This is a genomic window from Streptomyces sp. NPDC005866 (assembly GCF_040629895.1).
Classification (GTDB): Bacteria; Actinomycetota; Actinomycetes; order Streptomycetales; family Streptomycetaceae; genus Streptomyces.
The window spans coordinates 218,069-239,856 of the sequence record NZ_JBEXWP010000006.1 but is presented as its reverse complement, the minus strand read 5'-3'; the positions used below and the strand labels follow the sequence as shown (position 1 = coordinate 239,856).

Sequence of the window (21,788 nt, the reverse complement as noted above, 5' to 3'; positions counted from 1 at the left end):
TCAATTCCTTCGCTATTGCTGTCGCCGCGTTCCCCCTGTTGGCGCTGCTGTAGTCAGTCGGACTGCTCAACCGTGCTTTGAAACGGCATTGCCTCCAAGCTGCCACATTTCATAGTTCCCGCATTCTGCCGTGATCTCGGCCGTCGCTTGAGCGGCGGTGATGAAGTCGTCGACCACTGGCGAGGTGTGCGATGCCGCCACCGCGAGGCACACCTGGTCGGGCGCCAGATCCGGGATGGGTACATAGACGATGTTCGGATGTGAGTAGAACACGGTCGCCGAACGGGCCAGGAACGAGATGCCCCGGCCGGCCGCGACATGCTCGAGCGTTTCGTCCACCCCGCGCACCACGTACCCGGCGTTGGGGTGCGGGCGCCTGGTGGGCTGCGTGCTCGGGTCGGCGTGCCAGACCAGCGGTTCGCCGGCCAGGTCTGCCTCGGTGACCTCCTCCTTGCCGGCCAACCGGTGGCCGGCGGGCAGCACCGCCACCAGCGGCTCGGTGTACAGCGGGGTGACGTGCAGGCCGGCCTCGTCGATGGGCAGCCGCACATAGCCGACGTCGATGCGGCCGTCGAGCAGCATCAGGGCTTGGTCGTCCCCTTCGATCCGTTGCACGTCCACGACCACGTCCGGGTGCCGGGCCTCGAACGCCCGCGCCGCCGGGATGACCGGGATGCCGGCCCGGAAACCGACCATCAGCCGCCGGCTGCCGCGGGCGGCCACGGACACCCTGCGGCGGACCGCGTGAGCGGAGGCGAGGAGCGGACCGGCGTCGGTCAGCAATTGTCGGCCCGCGTCGGTCAGCTCTACGCCGTGGCGATCCCTGGTGAACAGTGAGGCGCCGAGATCCTGCTCGAGTGCACGGATCTGCCGGCTGAGCACTGGCTGCGCGATATGTAGCTCTTCGGCGGCGCGGCCGAAGTGCAACTGGTCGGCCACGGCGGCGAAGTAACGCAATTTGCGCAGGTCCAGATCCATGACGTCTCCCAGTCCGGTGATGCCTTCAGGGTATCACCACGGCTAAAAGAAGTCTTGGACACGCACTCAGGCCAATGGCAACCTGAAAAGGTGCCTATCGGGGCCGAATTGAGTTCGGTACAAGAATTCGACATCGGAACTTGACAGCAGGGTCCAGGCCCAGAATGAGCACGCTGTTTCGGATACCCATTAATTCAACGGAGTGATCGTGGGAAAGCTCGATGGCAAGGTGGCGGTGATCACCGGCGGATCCACCGGCATGGCACTGGTCGGAGCCAAACTGTTCGTCGACGAAGGAGCGCACGTCTTCATTCAGGCCCGGCGGCAGGAAGCACTGGACGACGCCGTCGGGCTGATCGGCCGCAACGTCACCGCCGTCCAGGGTGACGCGGCCGAACTGGACGACCTGGACCGCTTGTACGACACCGTCAAGCGGGAAAAGGGCTCGATCGACGTGCTGTGGGCCAGCGCCGGGACGGGCGAACCCGCCGTCCTCGGCGAGATCACCGAGGAACAGTTCCACCGCGCCTTCTGGCTCAACGCGCGCGGCACCCTGTTCACCGTGCAGAAGGCGCTGCCGCTGATCAACGACAACGGCTCGATCCTCATGACCGGATCCAACGCCTCCCTCGGCGCCTTCCCCGGCTGGAGCCTCTACGCGGGAAGCAAAGCCGTCCAGCAGGCCTGGGCCCGCGTCTGGCTCAACGAACTGCGCGACCGCAGGATCCGGGTCAACGTCCTGACCCCCGGCCAGGTCGCCACCGCCAAACAGGAAGAACTGTTCGACGAGGCGACCAAGGCCGCATTCGAGTCCCTCATCCCCCGCGGAAAGATGGGCCGCCCCGAAGAAATCGCCACCGTCGCCCTGTTCCTCGCCTCCGACGACTCCAGCTACGTCAACGGCCTGGAACTGGTCACCGACGGCGGCACCACCGCCATCTGAACCACACACCAGGAATGCCGCGGGCACACCCCACGCGAGCGCCGAATTCGCTTGCCGACGAGCCGGAGGTGCCGGGAAAAGCACGGCAGTCGGCCCGGAACGCCGCGGCCGACGCCCTGCGCCTGACCCGGCACGAACGAGACAGAGCGACATCGCGAGAACAGGAAGAGAGCGCACCTCATGAGCAGCATCACCCTCATCGGTACGGGGAACATGGCCCGTACCATCGGCACGCTCGCGGTGGCGGGCGGCAACACCGTCGAGGTCATGGGACGCGATCAGTCCAAGGCCGATGACCTGGCCAAGGCTCTGGGCGGCGGCGCTACGAAGGGCAGGTGGGGCGCCGTCCCGGCGGGGGACATCGTCATCACGGCCCTGTTGTACGGCGGTGTCGCTCCGGTCGTAGCCGAGTACGGAGACGCCCTCGCGGGCAAGGTCGTCGTCGACATCAGCAACCCCTTCAACGCCACGTTTGACGGACTGGCCCACAGCGAGGAGACCTCGATCGCGCAGGAAGTCGCCAAGGTGGCCCCGGCTGGCGCCAGCGTGGTGAAGGCGTTCAACACCATCTTCCGCAATGTCCTGGAGAAGGGCCGGCCCAACGTCTTCATCGCCGGCGATGACGCGCAGGCCAAGGCCCGCGTGGCGGCATTCATCGAGAGCCTCGGGCTGCGCCCGCTGGACGTCGGCGGCCTGAAAATGGCGCACTGGCTGGAAGGAGTGGGCGTGGTGACGATGGGTCTCGCCGGCAACGGGGTCGGCCACGGGGACTTCGCCCTCGGCGTCTACGAGTTCACCGGCTGAGCCCCGGGGCCGAGCAGCCGGCGAGCAGGGCGCCGTGCGCCCTGACCATGGTTGACCCGGGCGGGGACATCGTTGTCCTCGCCGTGCCGTACGCCAGCGCGACGGCGGTGGTGCGTGAGTACTGGGACGCACTGCAGTGCAGGGCCGTCATCGACGTCACCGACCCCGTATCCCCCGATTTCCAGGGCTTTGTCACCCCTCGGCTGCAGTTCTGACGCGCAGGCAAAGACACGCGTGTCGGTGTTCATCGAGAGCCTGGGACTGCGGCCGATGGACATCGGGAAGCCGGCCATGGCGCGGGCACCGGAGAACGTCGCCCTGTAGCAGCCGGGCCTTTTGCCCGCTCCGTCAACACACCGACTTCTTCCTCGGCGCCAGCATTCTCGGCTGAGCGCACCCGCACCACCACTTCTCGCGCCACATCACGCCACTGGATCTGCGGCACGGGGAGAAGCGGCCCCTCCACCTACTCTCAAAAGGACAGCGGTATGCGTGTTTTCGTCACTGGCGGGACCGGCCATTCCGGTTCGTACATCATCCCCGAGCTCATCGCCGCCGGGCACGAGGTCACCGGCCTGGCCCGGTCGGACACAGCCGCGGCGGCGGTGTCCGCGCTCGGTGCGAAGGTGCGTCGCGGCGGCCTCGAGGATCTCGACGGGCTCAAGGAGGCGGCCGCGGACTCCGACGGCGTCATCCACGTCGCGCACAGGCAAGACCTGCTTCCGTCCGGCGGGATCGATGCCGTGGCCGCCGCGGAGCTCCCGATCATGCTCGCGTACGGCGAGGCACTCGCGGGAACCGGAAAGCCGCTGGTCGCAGCGGGGAGCATTGGCTCACCCGGGCAGCACTTGGGCCGGCCGGCCACCGAGGAGGACCCGGCCCTTCCCGGCGGCGATGAGTACAAGGGCACCCTGCGGGTTCGGAACGTCGTGGAAACCGCCGTAATCGACCTCGCCGCGCGGGGAGTGCGGTCTTCGGTCGTGCGGATCGCCAACATCGCGCACAGCACGACCGATGGTGCCGGCTTCCTCGTGCAGTTGATCGCGCTCGCGAAGGAGAAGGGTTTCGTCGGCTACCCCGGAGACGGCGCGAACCTGTGGAACGCCGTGCACGTCCGCGATGTCGCCTCCTTGTTCCGCTTGGCGCTGGAGAAGGGGCCGGCCGGTAAAAACTGGCACGCGGTTGGGGACGGTGCCATCCCGTTTCGCGAGATCGCCGAGGCCATTGGCAGCCGTCTGGGCCTGCCCGCGTGAGCGTTCCCGTGGACGTACTGATGGTGCCGGGATACTTCGGGTTCCTCGCGAACATAGTCACGCAGAACTACCCGGCGTCCAACCTCATCACCCGCCGGGCCCTCGGCTGGGAACCCGCTCAGCCCGGCCTGCTCGCCGATCTGGACAACGGCCATTACTTCCCCGCCAGCTGACGGCAGGGACCCGAATCGCAACGAGTCCGGCAAATGGCAAGGGTGCGGCTCTTCTGGAGGGACGCTGAGAATATGACGACTGTGGGATTCATCGGAAGTGGCAACATCGGCAGTGCCGTCGCGCGGCTCGCCATCGAGGCCGGGCACCAGGTCGTGCTCAGCAACTCGCGCGGTCCCGAAACGCTCGCGGACACGGCCGCGGACCTGGGGCCGCGGGCGTCCGCGGCGACGAGCGGGGAGGCCGCGGCGGCCGGTGACATCGTCGTGGTCACGGTGCCGGTCAAGGCCTTCCCCAACCTGACGGCCGCGTCACTGGCCGGGAAGACGGTCATCGACACGTGCAACTACGGCCCCGAGCGTGACGGGCACATCCCCGAGCTCGACAGCAAGTCGCTTACCTCGAGCGAGCTGCTGCTGCGGTACATCCCGGACGCCATGCTCGTGAAAGCGTTCAACAACATCTTCTTCAAGCACCTGCTGTCACTCGCCCGCCCGGCGGGGGCGGCCGACCGCTCGTACCTGCCGATCGCCGGGGACTCCGCGCCGGCGAAGGCGGCGGTGACCGAATTCATCGAATCCATCGGGTACAGCGTGGTGGACGCGGGACCGCTGGCCGATAGCTGGCGGCAGGCGACGGGCACGCCGGTGTGGGGGACCCCGTACGGGTCGTTCTCGAACGAGAAGGGCCAGTCGGTCGGCGAGGACGCCATCCGCGCGGCACTGGCCACCGCAACGCGGTAACCGCAAGTTGGCGCGGGCCGCGGTATGGTCCGGCCGTGTTAAGGCCCCGTCCGGTAGGCGTCGGGCGGGGCCATGACGCAGAACTCGTTGCCGTCCGGATCCGCCAGATGTGCCATGTTCTGCCGTGCTCGCGGACCGGACGCCCGTGAGCGCGGCCGCTTCCAGGTCGGTGACCTGGCGGACCCGGCGGTTAGGTCCCGGGTACGCAAGTCCAGGAGAAGACGGTTCTCCCCCGCTTCCTGAGCCGGGGGATCACGTCATTTTTGAGTCAGTCTCCCTTCCCCCGGTTATGACGCCAGTGGTGTATGCTGCCAGTGTAATAAATTGCAGATGGGGGCGCGTGCATGGCTTGGAAGATCGTCGTGGTCGAGCCAGCACTGTCGTGGCTTCACGGCCTGCGCCGTACTGACCGCGACACCCTGATTCAGGTCAGCCAGGCTGTCGCTGCCCTTCAGGAGGAAGGCCCCGCGCTGGGCCGCCCTCTGGTGGACACGATCAAGGGCTCGGCGGTGTCGAACCTCAAGGAGCTTCGCCCTGGCTCGGCAGGGGCCACGGAGGTGCGGTTGTTGTTCGTTTTCGACCCGGACCGCCAGGCCGTGATCCTGGTCGGTGGTGACAAGGCGGGTAACTGGTCCGGCTGGTATCGCGTCGCGGTGCCCCAGGCGGAGCAGGCATACGCGGAGCATCTGAAGCGAATCGATGGAGAGGACGGGGCACGATGACTGATCACCTCAAGGACCCGCAGGCCGTCTCCTGGGGAGACCTGGCCGAGGATTTCGCCTTCACCGACGCTGAAAGGGATCAGATCCAGAAGGGGGCGCAGGCGCTGGTCCTGGCTTCCCGTGTCCACCGTCTTGCTGAGTTGCGGAAGCGGCAGCACACCACACAGGTCCAGGTTGCCGAAGCCATGGGCGTCACTCAGGCTCGCGTCTCGCGCATCGAGAAGGGCCAACTGGAGCGCAGCGAGGTCGACACCCTCGCTGCCTACGTCAAGGCGCTCGGCGGCAAGCTGAAGATCGTCGCTGACTTCGGTGATGAGACGTACGTCCTTGGCTGACTGTTGACACGCTGTGGCCAAGGTCCATGCGCAGCCTGGTGGGCAAGCTCGCCTCTTGGCGTCAGAAATGATGCTCCACCGCGACACCCGGGATGGAGCATCATCGCGTTGGAATGGGAATCCGCTGCGTGAAGGTTCCATCTCCTCGGCTGAACTGGGCGGAAGCGGCTGCTGCTGTGGCATGCTTCCAACTCATCGGCTCTCAGGGGCCATTGAGGGGCCACAAGGACAGGAACAGACCGACAAGCACTGCACAGGACTGATACTGATCGGCACGTCTGACCTGCAGGAACGGCGTGAATCGGCAATGATCGGCAAGGGCCGCCAAGACCCCTGGCGGACTCATAATCCGTCGGCCGTGGGTTCGAGTCCCACCCGCCCCACCCGGGTTCCTCCCAGAAGAACCATTTCTACCTGCGGAAACGCGTTGACGGGAGTCACCACCTCAGGGTGGCGACCCCCATTCACACGTTCAGATCAAGATCCAGGGGACACGCAGGGGACACGGTCAGGCGACATGCGAGTCATAGCCGAAATTGGTCGTATCGCCTGATCGGTGCCGTGGATGGAAGGCATCGAGCGAGGCCTCGGCTCTGTACTGCCTCTTCCGTACGCCGGGGTGCCGCAGTTCCGGGGCGGGCGTATCGGCGGTCAGCGTGTTCGCACTGGAGTACCCGCACTCCCCTGCCAACTCGGCCCACCGCCACGAACGGGACGAGCAGTTGGTGCTCTCCGTCGGCGGCGGCGTCGCCCTTCCTGTTCGGGATGCTGGCCCCGCTGTGCGAGCTGGCACTGAATGGTGTCGCTCCAGTGGCATGCGTTCTTCGGGGCCGGTGATGGCTCTTCGGGCCGAGTCAGTAGTGGTATCGAGCCTGGACGATGATCAACTCATCGTCGGTCGGCTTGTACACGAGTCGGTGCGTGTCGTCGATTCTCCGAGACCAGTAGCCCGACAGGTCACCCTTCAGGGGCTCCGGCTTGCCGATGCCCTTGAAGGGATCGCGCGTGGTGTCGTCGATCAGCTTGTTGATGCGCTTGACCATCTTGCGGTCGCTCTCGGCCAAGTAGGTGTAGTCCTCCCAGGCGTGGGACGTGAACGAGATCTTCACGCACGCTCCGCGTCGGGGTCGATCAGCGCGCGATTCTGGGCCTTGCCGACCTCCGCCTCGGCGATGGAGTCGAGCAGGCGACGGGCGTTCTTGGGGGAGCGCAGGAGGTGCACTGTCTCGGTCCAAGAGCTGAAGTCCTCTTCGGACATGAGGACGGCGTTCCCCTTGCGGGAAGTGATGTGAACCGGAGCGTGATCCTCGTTGACCTGCTCGATCAGCGGGAACAGGTTCTGACGCGCCTCGCTGGCTGTGATTGACATGCTTGCCGCCTCCTCTCTCGACTTGTACAAGATATAGTACGAGTCTTGATCGTGTCCACAGATCCCGGCGCGTCCGCTGGAGTGGTGTATCGAAGTCCACTCGGTGGCCTCGCTTGTGACATGCGGTGAGTTCGGTGGGCAGGGCAGCCTGTCTCGTCGATTTCTGTCTCGATCGGGCAGAGGGGGGCGGGGGGCCTTGGCCAGCAAGGTCGAGTCCCATGTAGCGGGGGTCTCGGTCCACTCGTCGTTCAGCTCGGTCGGCACCGCGCCTCCCGCGGTTGAATACCGGTGTGGCACGGAAAGTGGTGGGATTCGACGAGGACGATCTGACGGCGCTGGCCGGGGCTCGGTCCTTCGAGCGGGGGCTGGGGTATCTGGACGCGGTGAGTGGGCTGGAGGTGGGGGAGGGCTCGGTCACCGCCGTGGTGCACGGCACGGATGTCTACGAGGTGGAGCTCACCCTCGGTGGCGAGAAGGGGATTTCGGGAAGGTGTGACTGCCCGTACGGACAGGAGGCCAACTTCTGCAAGCACTGTGTGGCGGTCGGGCTGACCGTGCTACGGCGGGCGAGGACGATCCCGCATCAGCGAGCCGCGGCACGGGCGCGATCTTCCGGCTTGGAGGCGTGGCTTTCGGCGCTGTCACGTGACCAACTGTTGGCGCTGGTGCGGGAGCAGGTCGCCGAGGACCGGGAACTACGCCGGCGCTTGGAGCTGCGGGCAGCCGCTGCTCGTTCCGACGTCAGTACGGTCCGGGATCGGATCATCGCCCTGATCGATCCACGGCCGTTTGCCCGGTACGGGTACATCGACTACGCGGACGCCTCCGAGTATGCGCGGCAAGTCGCCGAGGCGGCGAGCGCCCTGCGCGCCTTGACCGCCGACGGGCAGGCGGCGCAGGCGGTCGGTCTGGCCGAGGAGGCGATCCGGGTGCTGGGGGAGGCATACGCGGAGATCGACGACTCCGACGGTGTGGTCGGGGAGGCCGCCGCCGCAGTGGCCGAGGCCCATCTGGAGGCCTGCGGGGTCGCACGCCCCGATCCGGCTCGGCTGGCCGAGTGGCTGGTCGGCACGGTGCTTGACGACAGCAACGACGTGACAGACCTGGATCCCCTCGACTACGCCGGCTCGCTGGGGCCGAGCGGACTGGCCCGCATGCGGCAGCTGGCGGCCGAGGCACTCAGGCGCAGGCCGTCCGGCTGGGCGGAGCGGTACCTGATGGAGCGCCTGGTCAAGGCGGAGGGCGACATCGACGCACTGGTCGCCTTGTACGCGCAGGACCTCGCCCCGTCCGGTGCCACCCATCTGCTCATCGCCGAGGAACTGGAAACGGCGGGCCGTGCGGACGAGGCACTCGCCTGGGCCGAGCGGGGACTGCGGGACTGCGCCGCCGAGACGTACATCGACGGCCGTCTGGTCGAGCACGTATGCGTCCGGTACGCACAGAGGGGGCGGGCGGCGGACGCGGTCAATGTGCGCCGGGACCGGTTCCGTGTCGAGCGGTCCCTCGCCGCCTACCGGCAGCTGCGCTCTGCCGCCCGGGCGGCAGAGCGCTGGGAGAGCGAACGCGCGGCGGCACTGGCCGCTCTGAGCGAGGACGCTCGTCGTGTGCACGGCGGCCGGTACGGCGGGCCCGTGCTGATAGACGCGCTGCTCGACGACGGCGACCTGGACGCCGCCTGGCGCGAGGCGGCCGACGGCGCGGACGACCGGCAGTGGGAGCGACTCGCCGACCTGTCGCGCGAGATACGTCCGGCCGAGACACTCGGCGTGTACCTGCGGCTGGTCGAGCGGTCGAAGGAGCCGACCGGGGACCGTGCCTACGAGCATCTGGCCGGTTTGCTCCTGGCGACCCGTGACTGCCATCGCGCGCTGGGGACCGAGGACGCGTTCACCGTGTATCTCGGCGGCCTGCGAATGGAACTGAGACGCAGGCGGAAGCTGATGAGCATCCTTGACCGGCACGGGCTGTGAAAGGGCTCCGGCAGAGGCCTCGTCGGCGATGGGAGAACGACAGGGACAGGGGCCGGCTCTCCCCGTCGGAAGGCAATTCCGCTGCCGGAGGGTGGTGAAAGGGGGCCACCCCATTACTCGACCTGGTCTGATGCAGCCCGACGTCCCCCACTTCCCCTCACGGGAGGGCTCTGCGGACCGCCAGGGGACACGCAGGGGACGGAAGGACCCGGAAGGATCAGGAAGGCCGGCGCAGAGCCAGGATGTCAAAGCGCCTCTGACCTGTGGTTATAGGAATGACGCGGTAAGAGACGGGAAGGATCGGAAGATCCTTGAAGGACTCATAATCCGTCGGCCGCGGGTTGGAGTCCCACCCGCCCCACCAGTGCAGACCCAGGGCCTGCGGAAACGTTCCATGTGAGCTGGTGGAACGTCAACTCCGGCTCAACGGAACAAATCCGCTGCTCACGACTTTGGGTAGACGGGTCCCAGGCCGTTCAGAAGAACGTTGACTGCTCTCACCTGCGGCGTAGATGCCATCGAGGATCTTTGCCGACCTTCGGGGACAGCTCCCTTGGGCTCGACTGCCAAGATCGAGGGACCAGGCAGGGACCAAGACGGCGTCCACTGTTCCGCGTTGGTCCCAGACCTCGGCTTGTGGACGCACGACACCATGCCCCTGAGATCGCCTTGCAGCCCGGTCGGACTCGGCGGTCCCGCGGCGGAGCCGACCGGGAACGAGTACGGCCACCGTGTGATCGTCGAGGGGTAGGTGCGCACTCCTGAAGCTCATGCGGTGGCCGCGGGCCATGGGGTGGGCCCTGTCGGCGAGCGGGCGGTGTACGGCCAGGCTGCGGCCCGGATCGCAGGCCGGCTTCGGGAAGTGAAACAGCGTGAGGCTGAGCAGCCCGGTCGCGGCTTCAGCAGCCCGCTCCGCCTCACCTCGCGGGACAGCGCGGCGTAGTCCCTGTCCCGGCTGCCGGGCGGACGTTTGACCGTAGCGGTGTGGTCCGCCGGGTCGTCCGCCCGGCCGACGGGTGGGGGGCTGGGCGGAAGCGGCCCGAGGCAGGCCGCGGTGCGGGCCTGTCTCGGGAAGGGGTGTCCTCAGCGCGCGCGGACCTGGTTGGCCTGCATGCCTGCCGGCATCCGGCACGTGCGGGGCCGCAGGGGAGTACGGTGGCGCTACCGAGCGCACCTCGCACGCCGTCATCAGTTTCGGCGTCGCCCTCGGGGAACGGTGCAGGTCGGCGTACATCGAATCCGGCCGGAAATGAGCCGCAGCATGTCTCCTGGCTCGTACTGTCCCGCCGTCTTCCGTATCCGGACCCGTGCAGCGAGGTAGCGGATTTCCCGGTTTTCGGGATGCCCCCGAGGCATTCCGGCATCTCGCACGGCCCTGGACCGATCAGCACGTCTGAACGGATCAGCACGGCTCTGAACCGATCAAGAGGATGCGAGACGCATGTATTCACAGGACTCGATCTCCGGCCGCCGCCGCGGCCGTCCCGAACCGACCGCGGAGGTGCTCTCCGGACTGGCCTGCCTCATCTGTGGCACCGACTACCGGAACGCACCCGACCCGGAGGTGGTGGTGGTTTCCCACCGCGACGACAAGCAGCTCCTCGCCTGCCACGGGACGTGCGCACGCATGGCGAGCGGGTCGGTCAACGGTTTGGACGAGACACCCCTCCCGCTGGCCGAGCGCGTCCGCAGGCACCGGGCCGACGGCTCATGACCCGGATACCGGGCAGCCACGACAAGCGCGCCGAGAACGAAGCGAACGAAATGATGAGGAAGCGTGTGAGCCTGATGAGTCTCGGAGTACTCGCCTCCTCCCGCAAGGAGAACGAGTTCCGCCTGCCGTTGCACCCCGCCCATCTCGACCGGATCGCCCCGGACGTACGCCAGAGGATCTTTCTCGAACAGGGCTACGGCGAACGGTTCGGCGTAGCCGACGATGCGCTCGGACCGCTCGTGGCGGGCTTGCGCTCCCGCGAGCAACTCCTTTCCGAGTGCGATGTGTTGCTGCTTCCCAAACCCATGCACGACGACGTCGCCGCGCTGCGCGAGGGCCAGGTGCTGTGGGGATGGCCGCACTGCGTGCAGGACGAGAGGCTGACCCAGCTCGCCATCGATCGACGGCTGACCCTCATCGCCTGGGAGGCCATGAACCACTGGACGTCCACGGGCGCCTTCAGCGTCCATGTGTTCCACAAGAACAACGAACTCGCCGGCTACTGCTCGGTGCTGCACGCCCTGCAGCTCGGCGGGCTGACCGGCAGCTACGGGCGCCGCCTGCGCGCGGCGGTCGTCAGCTTCGGCGCCACCGCGCGCGGAGCGGTCACGGGCCTGGGCGCCATGGGGGTTTCCGACGTCACGGTGCTCACCCAGCGCGCCGCCGCGGCGGTGGCCTCGCCGATGCCCTCGGTCGTGATGGGCCACTTCGAGGAGCAGGAGGACGATCCGTCGCGCCTGTGGGCATTCACCGCGGCTGGTTCCGTGCCGCTGGCGGAGTACCTGGCCGGATTCGACATCATCGTCAACTGCGTCCTGCAGGACACCGACGCGCCGCTCATGTTCGTCACCGACGAGGAACTCGCCCTGTTCCGGCCGGGGACCTTCTTCATCGACGTCGCCTGCGACGAGGGCATGGGCTTCGAATGGGCCCGTCCGACCACCTTCGGCGAGCCCATGCCCGCGGTGGGATCGGGCTGCCACTACTACGCGGTGGATCACAGCCCGTCCCACCTGTGGAACTCCGCCACCTGGGAAATCAGCGAGGCGCTCCTTCCCTACCTGCGCAAGGTCATGAGCGGCCCCGCGGCATGGGACACCGACATCACGGTCAGAAAGGCGATCGAGATCCGCGACGGCCTCGTCCAGAACCCGAAGATCCTCTCCTTCCAGCACCGGTCAGCCGCCTACCCTCACACTCCCGAGGCCCCGGCGCCCGTCCTCACCCCGGTGCTGCACTCCGCCGCGCAGCCGGCCTGACCATCCCGAACCGGGAGTGTCACTGGCCGGTCATGAATCCCCGGTCTGCCGCCTTCGCTGTGCCGACGGCCGGTGGATCCACTGCCTGAAGGCAGAGCTGGTGGTTCAAGAACCGTTGGCCTCTCAAGTGATGACGAACCGGTTCCAACCGTTCTGCCGGACGGGGCGGAAGCCGACTCGCCGCCTTTCTCCATGCTCCGCAAAGACGCTCAGGGACCACGCAGGGACCGCAAGGACCGGAACCAACCGACAAGGACCACGCAAGGCCGACTGCGATGCGGGGGCCTGACCGGCAAGAACGCCACGAATCAACACGGATCGGCAAGGGCCGCCAAATCCTCAAAGGACTCATAATCCGCCGGCCGTGGGTTCGAGTCCCACCCGCCCCACCACAGCCCCTTGCCGCAGGAACGTTTTCACCTGCGAGGTAGCGTCAGTTCTCCCTGAGCGGAGGGGTTTTGATGGCCTTTGAAGATCATTAGCTCGGCCACTGCACGGCCGAAGTGCAGACGATCAAGACATGAAGCGGCCCCGCATCGTCCATGAGCCCGGGCACCGGTTCGCGATGGTCATTGAGGAGCCGGTGCTCCACTACCGGCTGGGCGACACGGATGCGATGGCTGCCCAGTCGGGCTACCTACTGACCGCCGGCGCGCTGCCGCAGGTGCCGCTGGGCATCATCCACATTGTGGTGTCGGAGCGTCCCGTGTGGCCGCAGGAGCTGTTCCACGTGTACGACGAGAGCCTCGTGTCGTTTGAACCGCTGGCCGCGCGAGTACAGGTCACACAGCCATCCGGGATTGCCCTCTACGTGGAGGCGTTCGAGCAGCTGCGCGCCTGGCCGTGTACGGGGCGGAGGCCCGGGCGCTGATCGTGAAGGCCATCGACGCCCTGCACTGACTCACGTCAGGCGGATGCCGCGACTGCGGCCCGGCTCGCGGACGATCGAGCCCTTCGCTTCCAGCTCGACCAGCTGGTAATGGACGGACGACCGGCTGCTCATGCCGACCGCCTGCCCGATCTCCGCCACAGTCGGTGCTTCCCCCCGGTCCGTGATGGTCTCGCGGATGCAGCTGAGAATGCGCTCCTGGATGTCAGTGAGGTGATCGACTTTGGTTCTACCCATGCCTCGACTAGAGCGCATGTTCGATTTTTGAGGCAAGGTAGCCACGTGCGCGACCTGCCCCCGGACCTGCCCCACCTCCGCGCCCTGGAGACCTGGCCGCCTGCACCCACTGCCGGCCCGACACCGAACTGGGCGTCCTCGACCAGGTGTCACGCACCACTGGCGGCACCGGCATCCTGCACACGGCGACGGTCACAGGACGATCACTTCCACCACATCTCCCACACGGGTCATGACGCCCGGCGCTACCGTCATCCCCCCAGAAGGCACAACAGGGGGGACCATGACCAGCCCGTACTACCCGCAGCCCCAGCCGCCCCAGAACACGCCCGACTCGCGCCCGCTCTACAAGCGCAAGCGCATCTGGTTCGGTGGCTTCACCGCCTTCACCCTCGGCGCGCTCGTCGCCGCGTCCGGCCACAACGACCCGGCCCCGGTTGCCGCGCCGACCGTCCGCGTCACGACGACCGCGACCGCCACGGCCACGGCAACCGTCACCGCGAAGCCGAAGCCCGCCACCACGGTCACCAAGACCGCCAAGCCCAAGCCCGCGCCGACCGTCACCGTCACCGAGACCACCGACAGCGGTTCCGGCTACAGCTACGACGACAGCAGCGGCGGCACGAGCGGGGGCGGCAGCACCTACTACAGCAACTGCTCCGAAGCTCGCGCCGCCGGGGCCGCGCCCCTGTACCGCGGCGATCCCGGCTATGCAGCCCACCTCGACCGGGACGGCGACGGCGTCGCCTGCGAGTGACAGCAGCAGGCCCACCTCGACGAAGCGCCCTCACCGCCGAAGCGGTGGGGGCGGTCTGTCAGTCGTCGTCGGGTGGCCGGTCGGTTCGCGGAACGGGCCCGCTCCCTCCAGGCTATCGGGGCCCGTAGTCGGCCCGCTGGTGGCGACCCGCCCCACCATGGCGCCTTGAGGCCTGCCGGCGGGGCAGCCGGCGCCCCTGCTCGCCCGTGGCGACGTGAAGTGGACGGGCCGTCCCCAGGCGGCCTCAACCGCCTTCCACGGGCCTGGAGCCGATGGCTTCGCAGGCCGCCTTCTCTGTGGGGTAACCGTCCGCCGGGTAGATCACCGGCCCGCCGAGTGACTCATGGCCGTCGGTGACCGAGGACTCGCCGCTGTCGGGCTGCGCCTTCGGGAAGTAGCAGGCCGCGAACCGGGCCGGCTTGGGAGTCTGCGGAACTGTGCCCTGCGCGGGCTGGTTCCACATCCGGTCCCAGGCCGCCGCGCAGGAACGCGCCGCGTCCTGCGGATCGAAATCCTTCATGGCTTTGAGCGGCAACTGGCTCAGGTCCGCCTCGGGCGACAGCGTGCGGGCGCACATGACATTGCGCCCGTCCTCGCTCCACGGCCCGAACGTGGCTACGGCAGCCGTGGTGGCGCCCCCGAGGAGAGCAGCTGTGACCGCACCCACCATGAACAGGTGCCGGCGCCTCCCCGAACCGGCAGCGCCGGGCGGCTGCTCGGAGCGTCGCAGGATCTCCCGCAGGACGGTCCGGCCCTCGGCGGACACCGCCCAGCCGTCGGTGCTGTCGCCGTCGGGGCGAAGGGCGCGGATGGCGGCGAGGTCGGGCGCCTGGCTGTGCTCGGTGGCGTTCGGCTTCATGCTGACTCCCGTTGGGTGAAGTGGGTGTGAGACAGAGCGCCGTGGGCCGGCTGTGCATGGTCTGTACGGGGCAGCGCTGCCCTGAAGCGTTTGCGCGCCCGGTGCAGGCGCACAGCGAAGGCCGTGGCCGTGCAGCCAGCGACCACGGCCGCTTGTTTGGCCGTCAGGCCGTACCAGGCACTCAGCACGAGTACCTCCCGGTCCTGTTCGGAAAGCGCCGACAGCGCGGCGGCCACCTCGGCGCGCGTTCCTATCGCGTCTCGGAAGTCCGCGGTCCCCGTCCGGTCGGCCATCGCCGCCACGCGCTCGGCCAGTGCGCGGTGCCGCTGGTCGGACCGCACGCGGTTGGCGAGCAGCCGCCGGGCCGAGGCGAGCAGCCACGGCAAGGCGTCGTCGGGTACGGACCCGGACTTGCGCCAGGCCAGCACGAAAGTCTCCGACAGGATGTCCTGTGCTGTCTCCCGGTCCGTACGGTGCAGCAGATACGCCAGGACCCGGTCGGCATGAGCCCTGTAGAGAGCCTCCAAGGCCCGGTGTCCGGCCGGGTCACCGTACTCCCCGGGGGTTGTTCGTCGTCGTTTCACAGCACCTCCGTGTTCCGTCTGTCAGCGGCCGTCAACCGGTAGATGTTCGGTCGGGCCGGATCTCTTACCGCCTCTGGCGGATTCGGGCTCGGGCCTCAGGCTTTCACCAGCTCCCGGCCTCCCCTTCGGCCGCCTCCGCACGCGCACGCCCCGGCTCAGGGCGGCCCTGAACGCCGTGCCATCGGCATCCTGATCTTCCGCGTCCGGGATGTGCCGGCCCACGCCTGGGAGCCGGTCGACGAGGCGCTGGGCAAGCACGAGTGGGGCACATCCCCCCGGGGGTTCCACCCACATCGCGGGCCTGACGATCGGCTAGCCGGGCTCGTGCACTACGACGGCTGGATCGCCCGCCGCCCGGCCCGAGGGCCTCGCCATCGGCAACTCCGCCGCGCAGGCGAGATCTCACTCGCCCTTCTGCTGGTCATCGACTTCGGCCTGCACAACGCCACCGAGGGCTTCGGCATCGTCGCCCCGCTGGCCGCCGAGGGCGAACGTCCGTCCTGGCTCCCGCTGCTCTGGCTCAGCCTGCTCGGTGGCGGCCCCACCTTTCTGGGCACCCTCGTCGGCCAGCACCTGACCCACGACACCCTGTCGATCGCGCGCTCACCAGTTGGTGCGTCCTCCTCGGTCTGGTGCTCGGCTTCGCCACGGACGCCGTCGTCACGGCGGCCGGAGCCTGAACCACCTGCCGGCGGGACTCCGATCGCCGCACGGCGGGCGTGCGTACCGCGCGATGTGCGCGCTGCCCGTCGGCCGCAGCGCGTCGGCATGCGCTGTCATCCTCCGCCCGTTCGCGTCTATGCGGCTGTCGGTCCGACGGCCCGTCTTCCACTCGTCCTGGGCGCCCGCGCGGGAAGGGGCTGCTCGGTCCAGATGGTCTTGCCGGTGCCGGCATACCGCGTCCCCCAGCGCTCGGTGAGCTGGGCAACCAGCATCAGGCCGCGTCCGCCCTCGTCGAAGATGCGGGCGCGGCGCAGGTGTGGTGAGGTGCTGCTGGCGTCGGAGACCTCACAGATCAGCGTCCCTTCCCTGATCAGCCGCAGATGAATTGGCGCGCCGCCGTAGCGGATGGCGTTGGTGACCAGCTCGCTGACCACGAGTTCGGTGACATATGCCAGCTCGTCCAACTCCCAGGCGTGGAGTTGGGCGGTCGCCCGACAGCGGGCGTCGGCGACGACAGCCGGATCGCTGGGGAGGTCCCAGACGGCGACGTGCCCGCTGCCCAGGGCATGTGTACGGGCGACGAGCAGTGCGACGTCGTCGGCGGGCCGCTCGTCGAGGAGCGTCTCGAGTACCGTGTCGCAGGTGGTCTCCAACGACGACGCAACAGCGTCGGCCAGGGCAATGCGCAGGGTACGCAGGCCGGCGTCGACATCGCGATGACGTGCCTCGATCAAGCCGTCGGTGTACATCACCAGCAGACTGCCCTCGGGGATTTCGCGTTCGACGCACTCAAATGACGCCCCGCCCAGGCCGAGCGGCGGGCCGGTGGGCAGTTCGACGAAGTCCACCTGGCCGTCAGGGCGAACCAGTGCGGGCCACAGGTGTCCCGCACTGGCGAGCGAGCACTTGCGGGAGATGGGGTCGTAGACCGCGTACAGGCAGGTGGCCCCGAGTTCTCCGAAGGGCGCCTCTGTTCCGGAGGCGGGCTCCTCGCTGAGCCGGACGACAAGGTCGTCCACGTGGGCGAGGAGCTCGTCCGGAGCCAGATCGACATCGGCGAGGGTACGTACGGCCGTGCGAAGGCGGCCCATGGCGGCCGAGGCGGCGATGCCGTGGCCGACCACATCGCCAACGACGAGGGCGACGCGGGCACCAGAAAGCGGGATCACGTCGAACCAGTCACCGCCGACGCCGATCCTCGAGTCCGCGGGCAGGTAACGGCCCGCGACCTCGAGGGCTGACTGCTCGAAAATCCCCTGCGGGAGGAGGCTGTGCTGGAGAGCCAGTGCTGTCGTGTGCTCGCGTGTGTAACGGCGGGCGTTGTCGATGCAGACCGCGGCACGTGCCACCAGTTCCTCGGCGATCTGCAGGTCGTCGCGTCCGTATGGCGGGGCGGAGAGATCCAGACGGGTGAAGAGGACGACGCCGAGGTTGGTGCCGCGGGCGCGAAGCGGCACCGTGATCACGGACTGCGCACGGTGCCGGCTCACCCAGGTGGCTCGGTCGGGGTCGTGAGCCAGCCAGCGGTTGATCTCGGGCTCTCCGGTCCGGTGCACGCTGCCGTGGCCGGTGGCCAGGCAGCGGGCCACCGGCGAGAACTCCGGGTAGCGGGCCAGCTCGCCGACTGCGACTGCGGGCTTCACACCGCAGCGGACGGCCGCGCGCCGAAGCATCAGAGGCCCGTCGACGGCGATCGGCGGAGGCTCGTCGCCGCACAGCACAGCGTCAAGGAGATCGACCGAGACGAAGTCCGCGAGCGCGGGCACGGCCACGTCGGCCAGTTCCTGGGCGGTGCGGCTCACGTCGAGGCTGCTGCCGATACTCCTGCTGGCCTCGTTGAGCAGCGCCAGGCGCTCGCGGGCCGCGTACTGCTCGGAGAAGTCCAGGGCGGCCAGCTGACCGCCGTGCACCACCCCGAGGGAGTCCGTGAGCGGGGTGACGTGGACGATCCAGGCGTGCGCGTGGGGTTCTCCCGGAACCTTGACGTAGTTCTCGAGGTGCTCGGGCTCACCGGTGTTCAGCACGCGGTCGAGGGACCGCTCGGGAGCCTGAAAGGCCGGATCGGGCATGTGCTCGGTGATACGAAGTCCTCGAACCTCCTGCTCGGAGGCGGCGAGCTGCTTGGCCATGGGCTCGTTGACCCGTAGGAACCGGCCCTCGGTGTCGCAGATTGCCAGGGGGAACGGGGACTGGTCGAACGACCAGCGGATCAGTGGGTCCGTATCACGCTCCGCCTGCTCCGGCACCGGGATGCCCTCCAGTAGCCACCCGGCTCGCCCGTCACCTGTGGGCAGCGGGCGCGCTCGCAACCGGCACTCCACCGTGCTGCCGTCGCGGTGGCGGAGTGCCACCTGCCCGGCCCAGCCCTCCTGCCGATCGAATCGCTCACGAGCAGCCATCGGGAGGACCGATGCGAGTAGCTCTGCCGCGGGTCGGCCGACGGCTTCGTCGGCGGAGTGCCCGAGCAATTGCTCGGCACCGGCGCTCCAGCAGGTCAGCGCGCCGTCCGGAGCCGCCACTGCCAGAGCCGCAGCGGCGAAAAGGGAGTCACCAGGGCGGCGCGCCGATGGATCCATACGACCACCTCCCCTTCGAGTCGGCTGCTGATTCCAGGATCGCTCGGTTCTGGCGCCAGTTCCCGTCAAGTGATCGCACGTGCTGGACGGCGCTGCCGCACGGTCGGCTCAAGGGGGGCGTTATGCCGGCGCGGCGGTCACAGAGCCGTGGATGGCGTCGAAGATGCTCAGGCGGACAATGGCGGCCATGGCGGTTGCTGCGACGCGAATACCCAGGTCATCGACAGGATACGCAGCAGGTTGCGGCCGCCGGTGGCGGCCGGACCGGCCACGGCCCACTCGCCCGGGGTCGCTCCGGCGCGATGGGCTGCACGTCGGCGGGGGCTGCGGCTGCCCTCCGGCGGCGGGCGCGGGTGATCTTGGCGACTCCAGCGCTACCCAGCCTGTGATCAGGCGGTGACCCGTGAAAACGCCGCGCGGCTCCACAAGACCGGCGAGCTGCCCCCTGTCAGGTGCGCTCGGCGCCCGGCTCATCGGGCGATCCTGTAGCGGTGTTCGGGGCGGCCGGTGGCCCCGTAACGGAGTTCGAGCCGGACCATGCCCTCCCGTACGAGGTAGGAGAGATAACGCTGCGCCGTTGCGCGGGAGACGCCGGTGAGTTCTGCGGCCTGGGCCGCGGACAGCGCGTCGTGGGCGGTGCGCAGGGCCTGGTGCAGGAGGGCGAGGGTCGGTGCGGAGTGCCCCTTGGCCGGGACCCGGGGGACGACCGGTGGCCGGGCGGCGCTGAAGAGGGCGTCCACGTCGGCCTGGTCGGTCCGCGGGGCGAGGCCCAACGCGGCTACCCGGTGCTGGAGTTCGCGGTAGGCGGTGAGCCGCTCGGCCAGGTCGGCGGAGCCGAACGGCTTGACCAGGTAGCCCACGGCGCCGAGCTTCATGGCGGTCCGTACCGAGGTGATGTCCCGGTCGGCGGTGATCATGAGCGCGTCGGGGCGGGCGCCGCCCTCGTCCGAGCTGAGCTGGCGCAGCACGTCGAGTCCGCTGCCGTCCGGCAGGAATATGTCGAGCAGCAGCAGATCGGGGTGGAGGCTGCGCACCGCGTCCAGTGTCTCGGCCACGGTCGCCGCCCGGCCGACCACCTCGAAGTCCTCGATGCGGGACGCGTAGTCGCAATGGATGTGGCTGACCCGGAAGTCGTCGTCCACCACCAGGGTCCGGATCATCCGCGGTCACCTCCGGTCGGCGAGGCCGACGTGAACTGTGCGTCCCGTGGCACGGGGGTGGCGTCCGGCAGCGGCAGAACGACGGTGAAGACCGCTCCCGGCCCCTCCGTGACCGTGATGGTCCCGCCGTGCCGCTGGGTCAGCCGGTGGACGAGGGCCAGCCCCAGCCCGCGCCGGGCGGTGCCCCGGTCGGGCCGGGTCGACCAGCCGTCCTCGAAGATCGACTCGGTGGCGCCCGGCGGAATCCCCGGGCCGCTGTCCGCGACCCGCACCATCACCAGGTCCACGGCCTCGACCAGTGAGAGCAGCACCTCCCGGCCACCCGCGGGCGGTCCGCCGGACGCCGCGTCGATCGCGTTGTCCAGCAGGTTGCCGACGATGGTCAGCAGTCGGCGCAGATGCGGCGGGTCCTCGCCGAGCGCGGAGTCGTCACTGAGCACCATCCGTACCCCGCGCTCCGCGGCCACCGTGGTCTTGGCGACGATCAGCCCCACCAGCAGCGCGTTGCCGATCCGTTCGCGTACGGACTCGGTCAGCGCCTGGTCGGCGCCGGCCGACTCCACGGCGTACTCGAAGGCGGCGTCGTGGTCGCCGATGTCCAGCAGCCCGGCCACCGTGTGCATGCGGTTGGTGAACTCGTGCTGCTGCGCGCGCAGGGCATCGGTCAGCCCGCGCACCGAGTCCAGTTCGCGCAGCAGCCCGATCAGCTCGGTGCGGTCGCGTACGGTGACCACCGCGCCCAGCTCACGGCCGTGCAGCGTCACCGGCATCCGGTTGACCACCAGGCAGTGATCGTCGGTCAGCACACTGATGTCCGCGCCGGTCTGGGTGCCGTCCAGGGCGCGGCGCAGCCGCCCGTCGGGCAACACCTCCTCGAGTCGGCTGCCGAGCGCCGTACCGAGGCCGAGCAGATTGCGGGCCTCGTCGTTGACCACGCTGATCCGGCCGTCGGGAGCGAAGGCGATCACGCCCTCCCGGATGCCGTGGAGCATGGCCTCGCGATCCTGGAACAGTCCGGCGATCTCCTCCAGTTCCAGCCCGAAGGTCGACCGTTTCAGTTGCGTGGCCAGCAGGAACGCGGCAGCCGAGCCGAGCGCGACGGCGATCGCGCTGTACAGGCCGAAGGTGGGCAGCTCCCGCCACAGTTCGCCGAGCGCATCGTGTTCCGGGATGCCGGCCGAAACCTCGCCGACCAGCGTGCCCGTGGGTCCGTGCAGCGGGGCCTTGCCGTTGGCGGACCGCCCGGTCGCGCCCTGGTCGGAGCCGACGTGGGGACGGCCGTCGAGGACCACGATCGGATCGTCCACCGGCTCGCCGATCAGCGCCGGGACGGGATGCGAGTGGCGGACGCCGTGCAGGTCGATCACGACCACGTACGACGCTCCCGATGCCTTCCGCATCCGTTCGGCGACGGTCTGCACGATGCCGTCGTCGGCCCCGTGCGCCATGGCCTGCCGGATCTGCGGATCGGCGGCCGTGGTCTGCGCGATGTCCAGTGCCCGCTGCTCGTAGGCACGGTCGATCTCGGCCCGCTGCGCGAACGCGAACAGTACGAAGCCGATGGCTCCGGTGAGGGCCAGGATGACGAGCTGGTTGGCCAGGATCCGCGCGGAGAGCCTTCCCTTCCCGCCGCGGCGGATCCGGATACGGATGGGCATCACAGGTGACTTCGCCCTTGTCGTACGGCCGGGCACGGCCCTTCGCCGTACCCGTGGTGGCGTGATTGTGTCCCACCGCGGACATCCTGCCCACCCCCCGGTCCGCTGAGCAGAACGCGCAGAACCCCTGTTAACGCGGCT

General features: G+C 68.7%; 20 protein-coding genes and 2 pseudogenes. 12 read left to right on the top strand and 10 right to left on the bottom strand.

What is annotated here, in order from left to right; genetic code table 11:
* Positions 1 to 66: 66 nt before the first annotated feature.
* Entirely contained in the window at positions 67 to 978 is a 912-nt protein-coding gene (locus ABZ396_RS11965) for a LysR substrate-binding domain-containing protein (RefSeq protein ID WP_358915969.1), read from the bottom strand.
* 208 nt (positions 979 to 1,186) lie between these two features.
* Between ABZ396_RS11965 and ABZ396_RS11960 the strand changes: the two genes are divergently transcribed.
* The 7 genes and pseudogenes from ABZ396_RS11960 (at position 1,187) to ABZ396_RS11930 (ending at position 5,949) form a co-directional block, all read left to right on the top strand.
* Positions 1,187 to 1,921, top strand: a complete 735-nt coding sequence (locus ABZ396_RS11960) for an SDR family oxidoreductase (RefSeq protein ID WP_358915967.1) — start codon at positions 1,187 to 1,189, stop codon at positions 1,919 to 1,921.
* Positions 1,922 to 2,101: 180 nt separating this feature from the next.
* Positions 2,102 to 2,725 carry an NAD(P)-binding domain-containing protein gene (locus ABZ396_RS11955; protein WP_358915965.1) on the top strand — a complete coding sequence of 208 codons (624 nt, stop codon included), beginning with the start codon at positions 2,102 to 2,104 and terminating at the stop codon, positions 2,723 to 2,725.
* Between the two features lie 47 nt (positions 2,726 to 2,772).
* Complete coding sequence (locus ABZ396_RS11950; RefSeq protein WP_358915963.1) at positions 2,773 to 2,940, top strand: hypothetical protein; 168 nt, start codon at positions 2,773 to 2,775, stop codon at positions 2,938 to 2,940.
* 273 nt (positions 2,941 to 3,213) lie between these two features.
* Positions 3,214 to 4,151: pseudogene (locus ABZ396_RS11945) on the top strand (SDR family oxidoreductase).
* Between the two features lie 81 nt (positions 4,152 to 4,232).
* Entirely contained in the window at positions 4,233 to 4,892 is a 660-nt protein-coding gene (locus ABZ396_RS11940; protein WP_358916206.1) for an NAD(P)-binding domain-containing protein, read from the top strand.
* A 344-nt stretch (positions 4,893 to 5,236) separates the two neighbouring features.
* Positions 5,237 to 5,614, top strand: a complete 378-nt coding sequence (locus ABZ396_RS11935) for a type II toxin-antitoxin system RelE/ParE family toxin (RefSeq protein ID WP_358915961.1) — start codon at positions 5,237 to 5,239, stop codon at positions 5,612 to 5,614.
* On the top strand, positions 5,611 to 5,949 hold the full coding sequence (locus ABZ396_RS11930) for an XRE family transcriptional regulator (RefSeq protein WP_358915959.1): 339 nt from the start codon (positions 5,611 to 5,613) through the stop codon (positions 5,947 to 5,949). The genes ABZ396_RS11935 and ABZ396_RS11930 overlap by 4 nt, the downstream gene beginning before the upstream one ends.
* A gap of 854 nt (positions 5,950 to 6,803) precedes the next feature.
* Here ABZ396_RS11930 and ABZ396_RS11925 read toward each other — a convergent pair.
* Both ABZ396_RS11925 and ABZ396_RS11920 read right to left on the bottom strand, forming a co-directional pair.
* Positions 6,804 to 7,058: a Txe/YoeB family addiction module toxin gene (locus tag ABZ396_RS11925; protein ID WP_358915957.1), complete on the bottom strand. Its 255-nt coding sequence runs from the start codon at positions 7,056 to 7,058 to the stop codon at positions 6,804 to 6,806.
* Entirely contained in the window at positions 7,055 to 7,318 is a 264-nt protein-coding gene (locus ABZ396_RS11920) for a type II toxin-antitoxin system prevent-host-death family antitoxin (RefSeq protein WP_358915955.1), read from the bottom strand. The genes ABZ396_RS11925 and ABZ396_RS11920 overlap by 4 nt, the downstream gene beginning before the upstream one ends.
* A gap of 290 nt (positions 7,319 to 7,608) precedes the next feature.
* On the opposite strand from ABZ396_RS11920, the gene ABZ396_RS11915 reads away from it, so the two are divergent.
* From ABZ396_RS11915 to ABZ396_RS11900, 4 genes and pseudogenes are all read left to right on the top strand, one after another.
* Positions 7,609 to 9,291 (top strand): hypothetical protein, encoded by a 1,683-nt coding sequence (locus ABZ396_RS11915; RefSeq protein ID WP_358915953.1) that lies wholly within the window; start codon positions 7,609 to 7,611, stop codon positions 9,289 to 9,291.
* Between the two features lie 1,441 nt (positions 9,292 to 10,732).
* Positions 10,733 to 11,005, top strand: a complete 273-nt coding sequence (locus ABZ396_RS11910; RefSeq protein WP_358915951.1) for a hypothetical protein — start codon at positions 10,733 to 10,735, stop codon at positions 11,003 to 11,005.
* A gap of 65 nt (positions 11,006 to 11,070) precedes the next feature.
* Complete coding sequence (locus tag ABZ396_RS11905) at positions 11,071 to 12,264, top strand: N(5)-(carboxyethyl)ornithine synthase (protein WP_358915949.1); 1,194 nt, start codon at positions 11,071 to 11,073, stop codon at positions 12,262 to 12,264.
* A gap of 520 nt (positions 12,265 to 12,784) precedes the next feature.
* A pseudogene (locus ABZ396_RS11900) lies at positions 12,785 to 13,164 on the top strand (Scr1 family TA system antitoxin-like transcriptional regulator); the annotation flags it as partial.
* Position 13,165: 1 nt separating this feature from the next.
* Here the strand turns inward: ABZ396_RS11900 and ABZ396_RS11895 are convergent.
* The gene (locus tag ABZ396_RS11895) at positions 13,166 to 13,390 is read right to left on the bottom strand and encodes a hypothetical protein (RefSeq protein WP_358915947.1); all 225 of its coding nucleotides are present in this window, start codon (positions 13,388 to 13,390) and stop codon (positions 13,166 to 13,168) included.
* A gap of 283 nt (positions 13,391 to 13,673) precedes the next feature.
* Between ABZ396_RS11895 and ABZ396_RS11890 the strand changes: the two genes are divergently transcribed.
* Positions 13,674 to 14,147, top strand: a complete 474-nt coding sequence (locus ABZ396_RS11890) for an excalibur calcium-binding domain-containing protein (RefSeq protein WP_358915946.1) — start codon at positions 13,674 to 13,676, stop codon at positions 14,145 to 14,147.
* 244 nt (positions 14,148 to 14,391) lie between these two features.
* Here ABZ396_RS11890 and ABZ396_RS11885 read toward each other — a convergent pair whose 3' ends face one another.
* The 6 genes from ABZ396_RS11885 to ABZ396_RS11860 all read right to left on the bottom strand — a co-directional run bounded on the left by ABZ396_RS11885 (position 14,392) and on the right by ABZ396_RS11860 (position 21,647).
* The gene (locus tag ABZ396_RS11885) at positions 14,392 to 15,006 is read right to left on the bottom strand and encodes a hypothetical protein (protein WP_358915944.1); all 615 of its coding nucleotides are present in this window, start codon (positions 15,004 to 15,006) and stop codon (positions 14,392 to 14,394) included.
* Positions 15,003 to 15,590: a sigma-70 family RNA polymerase sigma factor gene (locus ABZ396_RS11880; RefSeq protein ID WP_358915942.1), complete on the bottom strand. Its 588-nt coding sequence runs from the start codon at positions 15,588 to 15,590 to the stop codon at positions 15,003 to 15,005. The genes ABZ396_RS11885 and ABZ396_RS11880 overlap by 4 nt, the downstream gene beginning before the upstream one ends.
* Positions 15,591 to 15,992: 402 nt before the next feature.
* Positions 15,993 to 16,172, bottom strand: a complete 180-nt coding sequence (locus tag ABZ396_RS11875) for a hypothetical protein (protein WP_358915940.1) — start codon at positions 16,170 to 16,172, stop codon at positions 15,993 to 15,995.
* Between the two features lie 215 nt (positions 16,173 to 16,387).
* Complete coding sequence (locus ABZ396_RS11870; RefSeq protein ID WP_358915939.1) at positions 16,388 to 18,829, bottom strand: SpoIIE family protein phosphatase; 2,442 nt, start codon at positions 18,827 to 18,829, stop codon at positions 16,388 to 16,390.
* A 470-nt stretch (positions 18,830 to 19,299) separates the two neighbouring features.
* Positions 19,300 to 19,989 (bottom strand): response regulator, encoded by a 690-nt coding sequence (locus ABZ396_RS11865; protein WP_358915937.1) that lies wholly within the window; start codon positions 19,987 to 19,989, stop codon positions 19,300 to 19,302.
* The gene (locus tag ABZ396_RS11860; RefSeq protein ID WP_358915935.1) at positions 19,986 to 21,647 is read right to left on the bottom strand and encodes a sensor histidine kinase; all 1,662 of its coding nucleotides are present in this window, start codon (positions 21,645 to 21,647) and stop codon (positions 19,986 to 19,988) included. Before ABZ396_RS11860 ends, ABZ396_RS11865 begins: the two co-directional genes overlap by 4 nt.
* Positions 21,648 to 21,788 lie beyond the last annotated feature (141 nt).

What these genes read in the sequence shown, in the direction of transcription:
- ABZ396_RS11965 (WP_358915969.1), bottom strand. Translation starts at nt 978, where the DNA reads ATGGATCTGGACCTGCGCAAATTGCGTTACTTCGCCGCCGTGGCCGAC.
- ABZ396_RS11955 (WP_358915965.1), top strand. Translation starts at nt 2,102, where the DNA reads ATGAGCAGCATCACCCTCATCGGTACGGGGAACATGGCCCGTACCATC.
- ABZ396_RS11950 (WP_358915963.1), top strand. Translation starts at nt 2,773, where the DNA reads ATGGTTGACCCGGGCGGGGACATCGTTGTCCTCGCCGTGCCGTACGCC.
- ABZ396_RS11935 (WP_358915961.1), top strand. Translation starts at nt 5,237, where the DNA reads ATGGCTTGGAAGATCGTCGTGGTCGAGCCAGCACTGTCGTGGCTTCAC.
- ABZ396_RS11930 (WP_358915959.1), top strand. Translation starts at nt 5,611, where the DNA reads ATGACTGATCACCTCAAGGACCCGCAGGCCGTCTCCTGGGGAGACCTG.
- ABZ396_RS11920 (WP_358915955.1), bottom strand. Translation starts at nt 7,318, where the DNA reads ATGTCAATCACAGCCAGCGAGGCGCGTCAGAACCTGTTCCCGCTGATC.
- ABZ396_RS11910 (WP_358915951.1), top strand. Translation starts at nt 10,733, where the DNA reads ATGTATTCACAGGACTCGATCTCCGGCCGCCGCCGCGGCCGTCCCGAA.
- ABZ396_RS11895 (WP_358915947.1), bottom strand. Translation starts at nt 13,390, where the DNA reads ATGGGTAGAACCAAAGTCGATCACCTCACTGACATCCAGGAGCGCATT.
- ABZ396_RS11890 (WP_358915946.1), top strand. Translation starts at nt 13,674, where the DNA reads ATGACCAGCCCGTACTACCCGCAGCCCCAGCCGCCCCAGAACACGCCC.
- ABZ396_RS11885 (WP_358915944.1), bottom strand. Translation starts at nt 15,006, where the DNA reads ATGAAGCCGAACGCCACCGAGCACAGCCAGGCGCCCGACCTCGCCGCC.
- ABZ396_RS11870 (WP_358915939.1), bottom strand. Translation starts at nt 18,829, where the DNA reads ATGGATCCATCGGCGCGCCGCCCTGGTGACTCCCTTTTCGCCGCTGCG.
- ABZ396_RS11865 (WP_358915937.1), bottom strand. Translation starts at nt 19,989, where the DNA reads ATGATCCGGACCCTGGTGGTGGACGACGACTTCCGGGTCAGCCACATC.
- ABZ396_RS11860 (WP_358915935.1), bottom strand. Translation starts at nt 21,647, where the DNA reads ATGCCCATCCGTATCCGGATCCGCCGCGGCGGGAAGGGAAGGCTCTCC.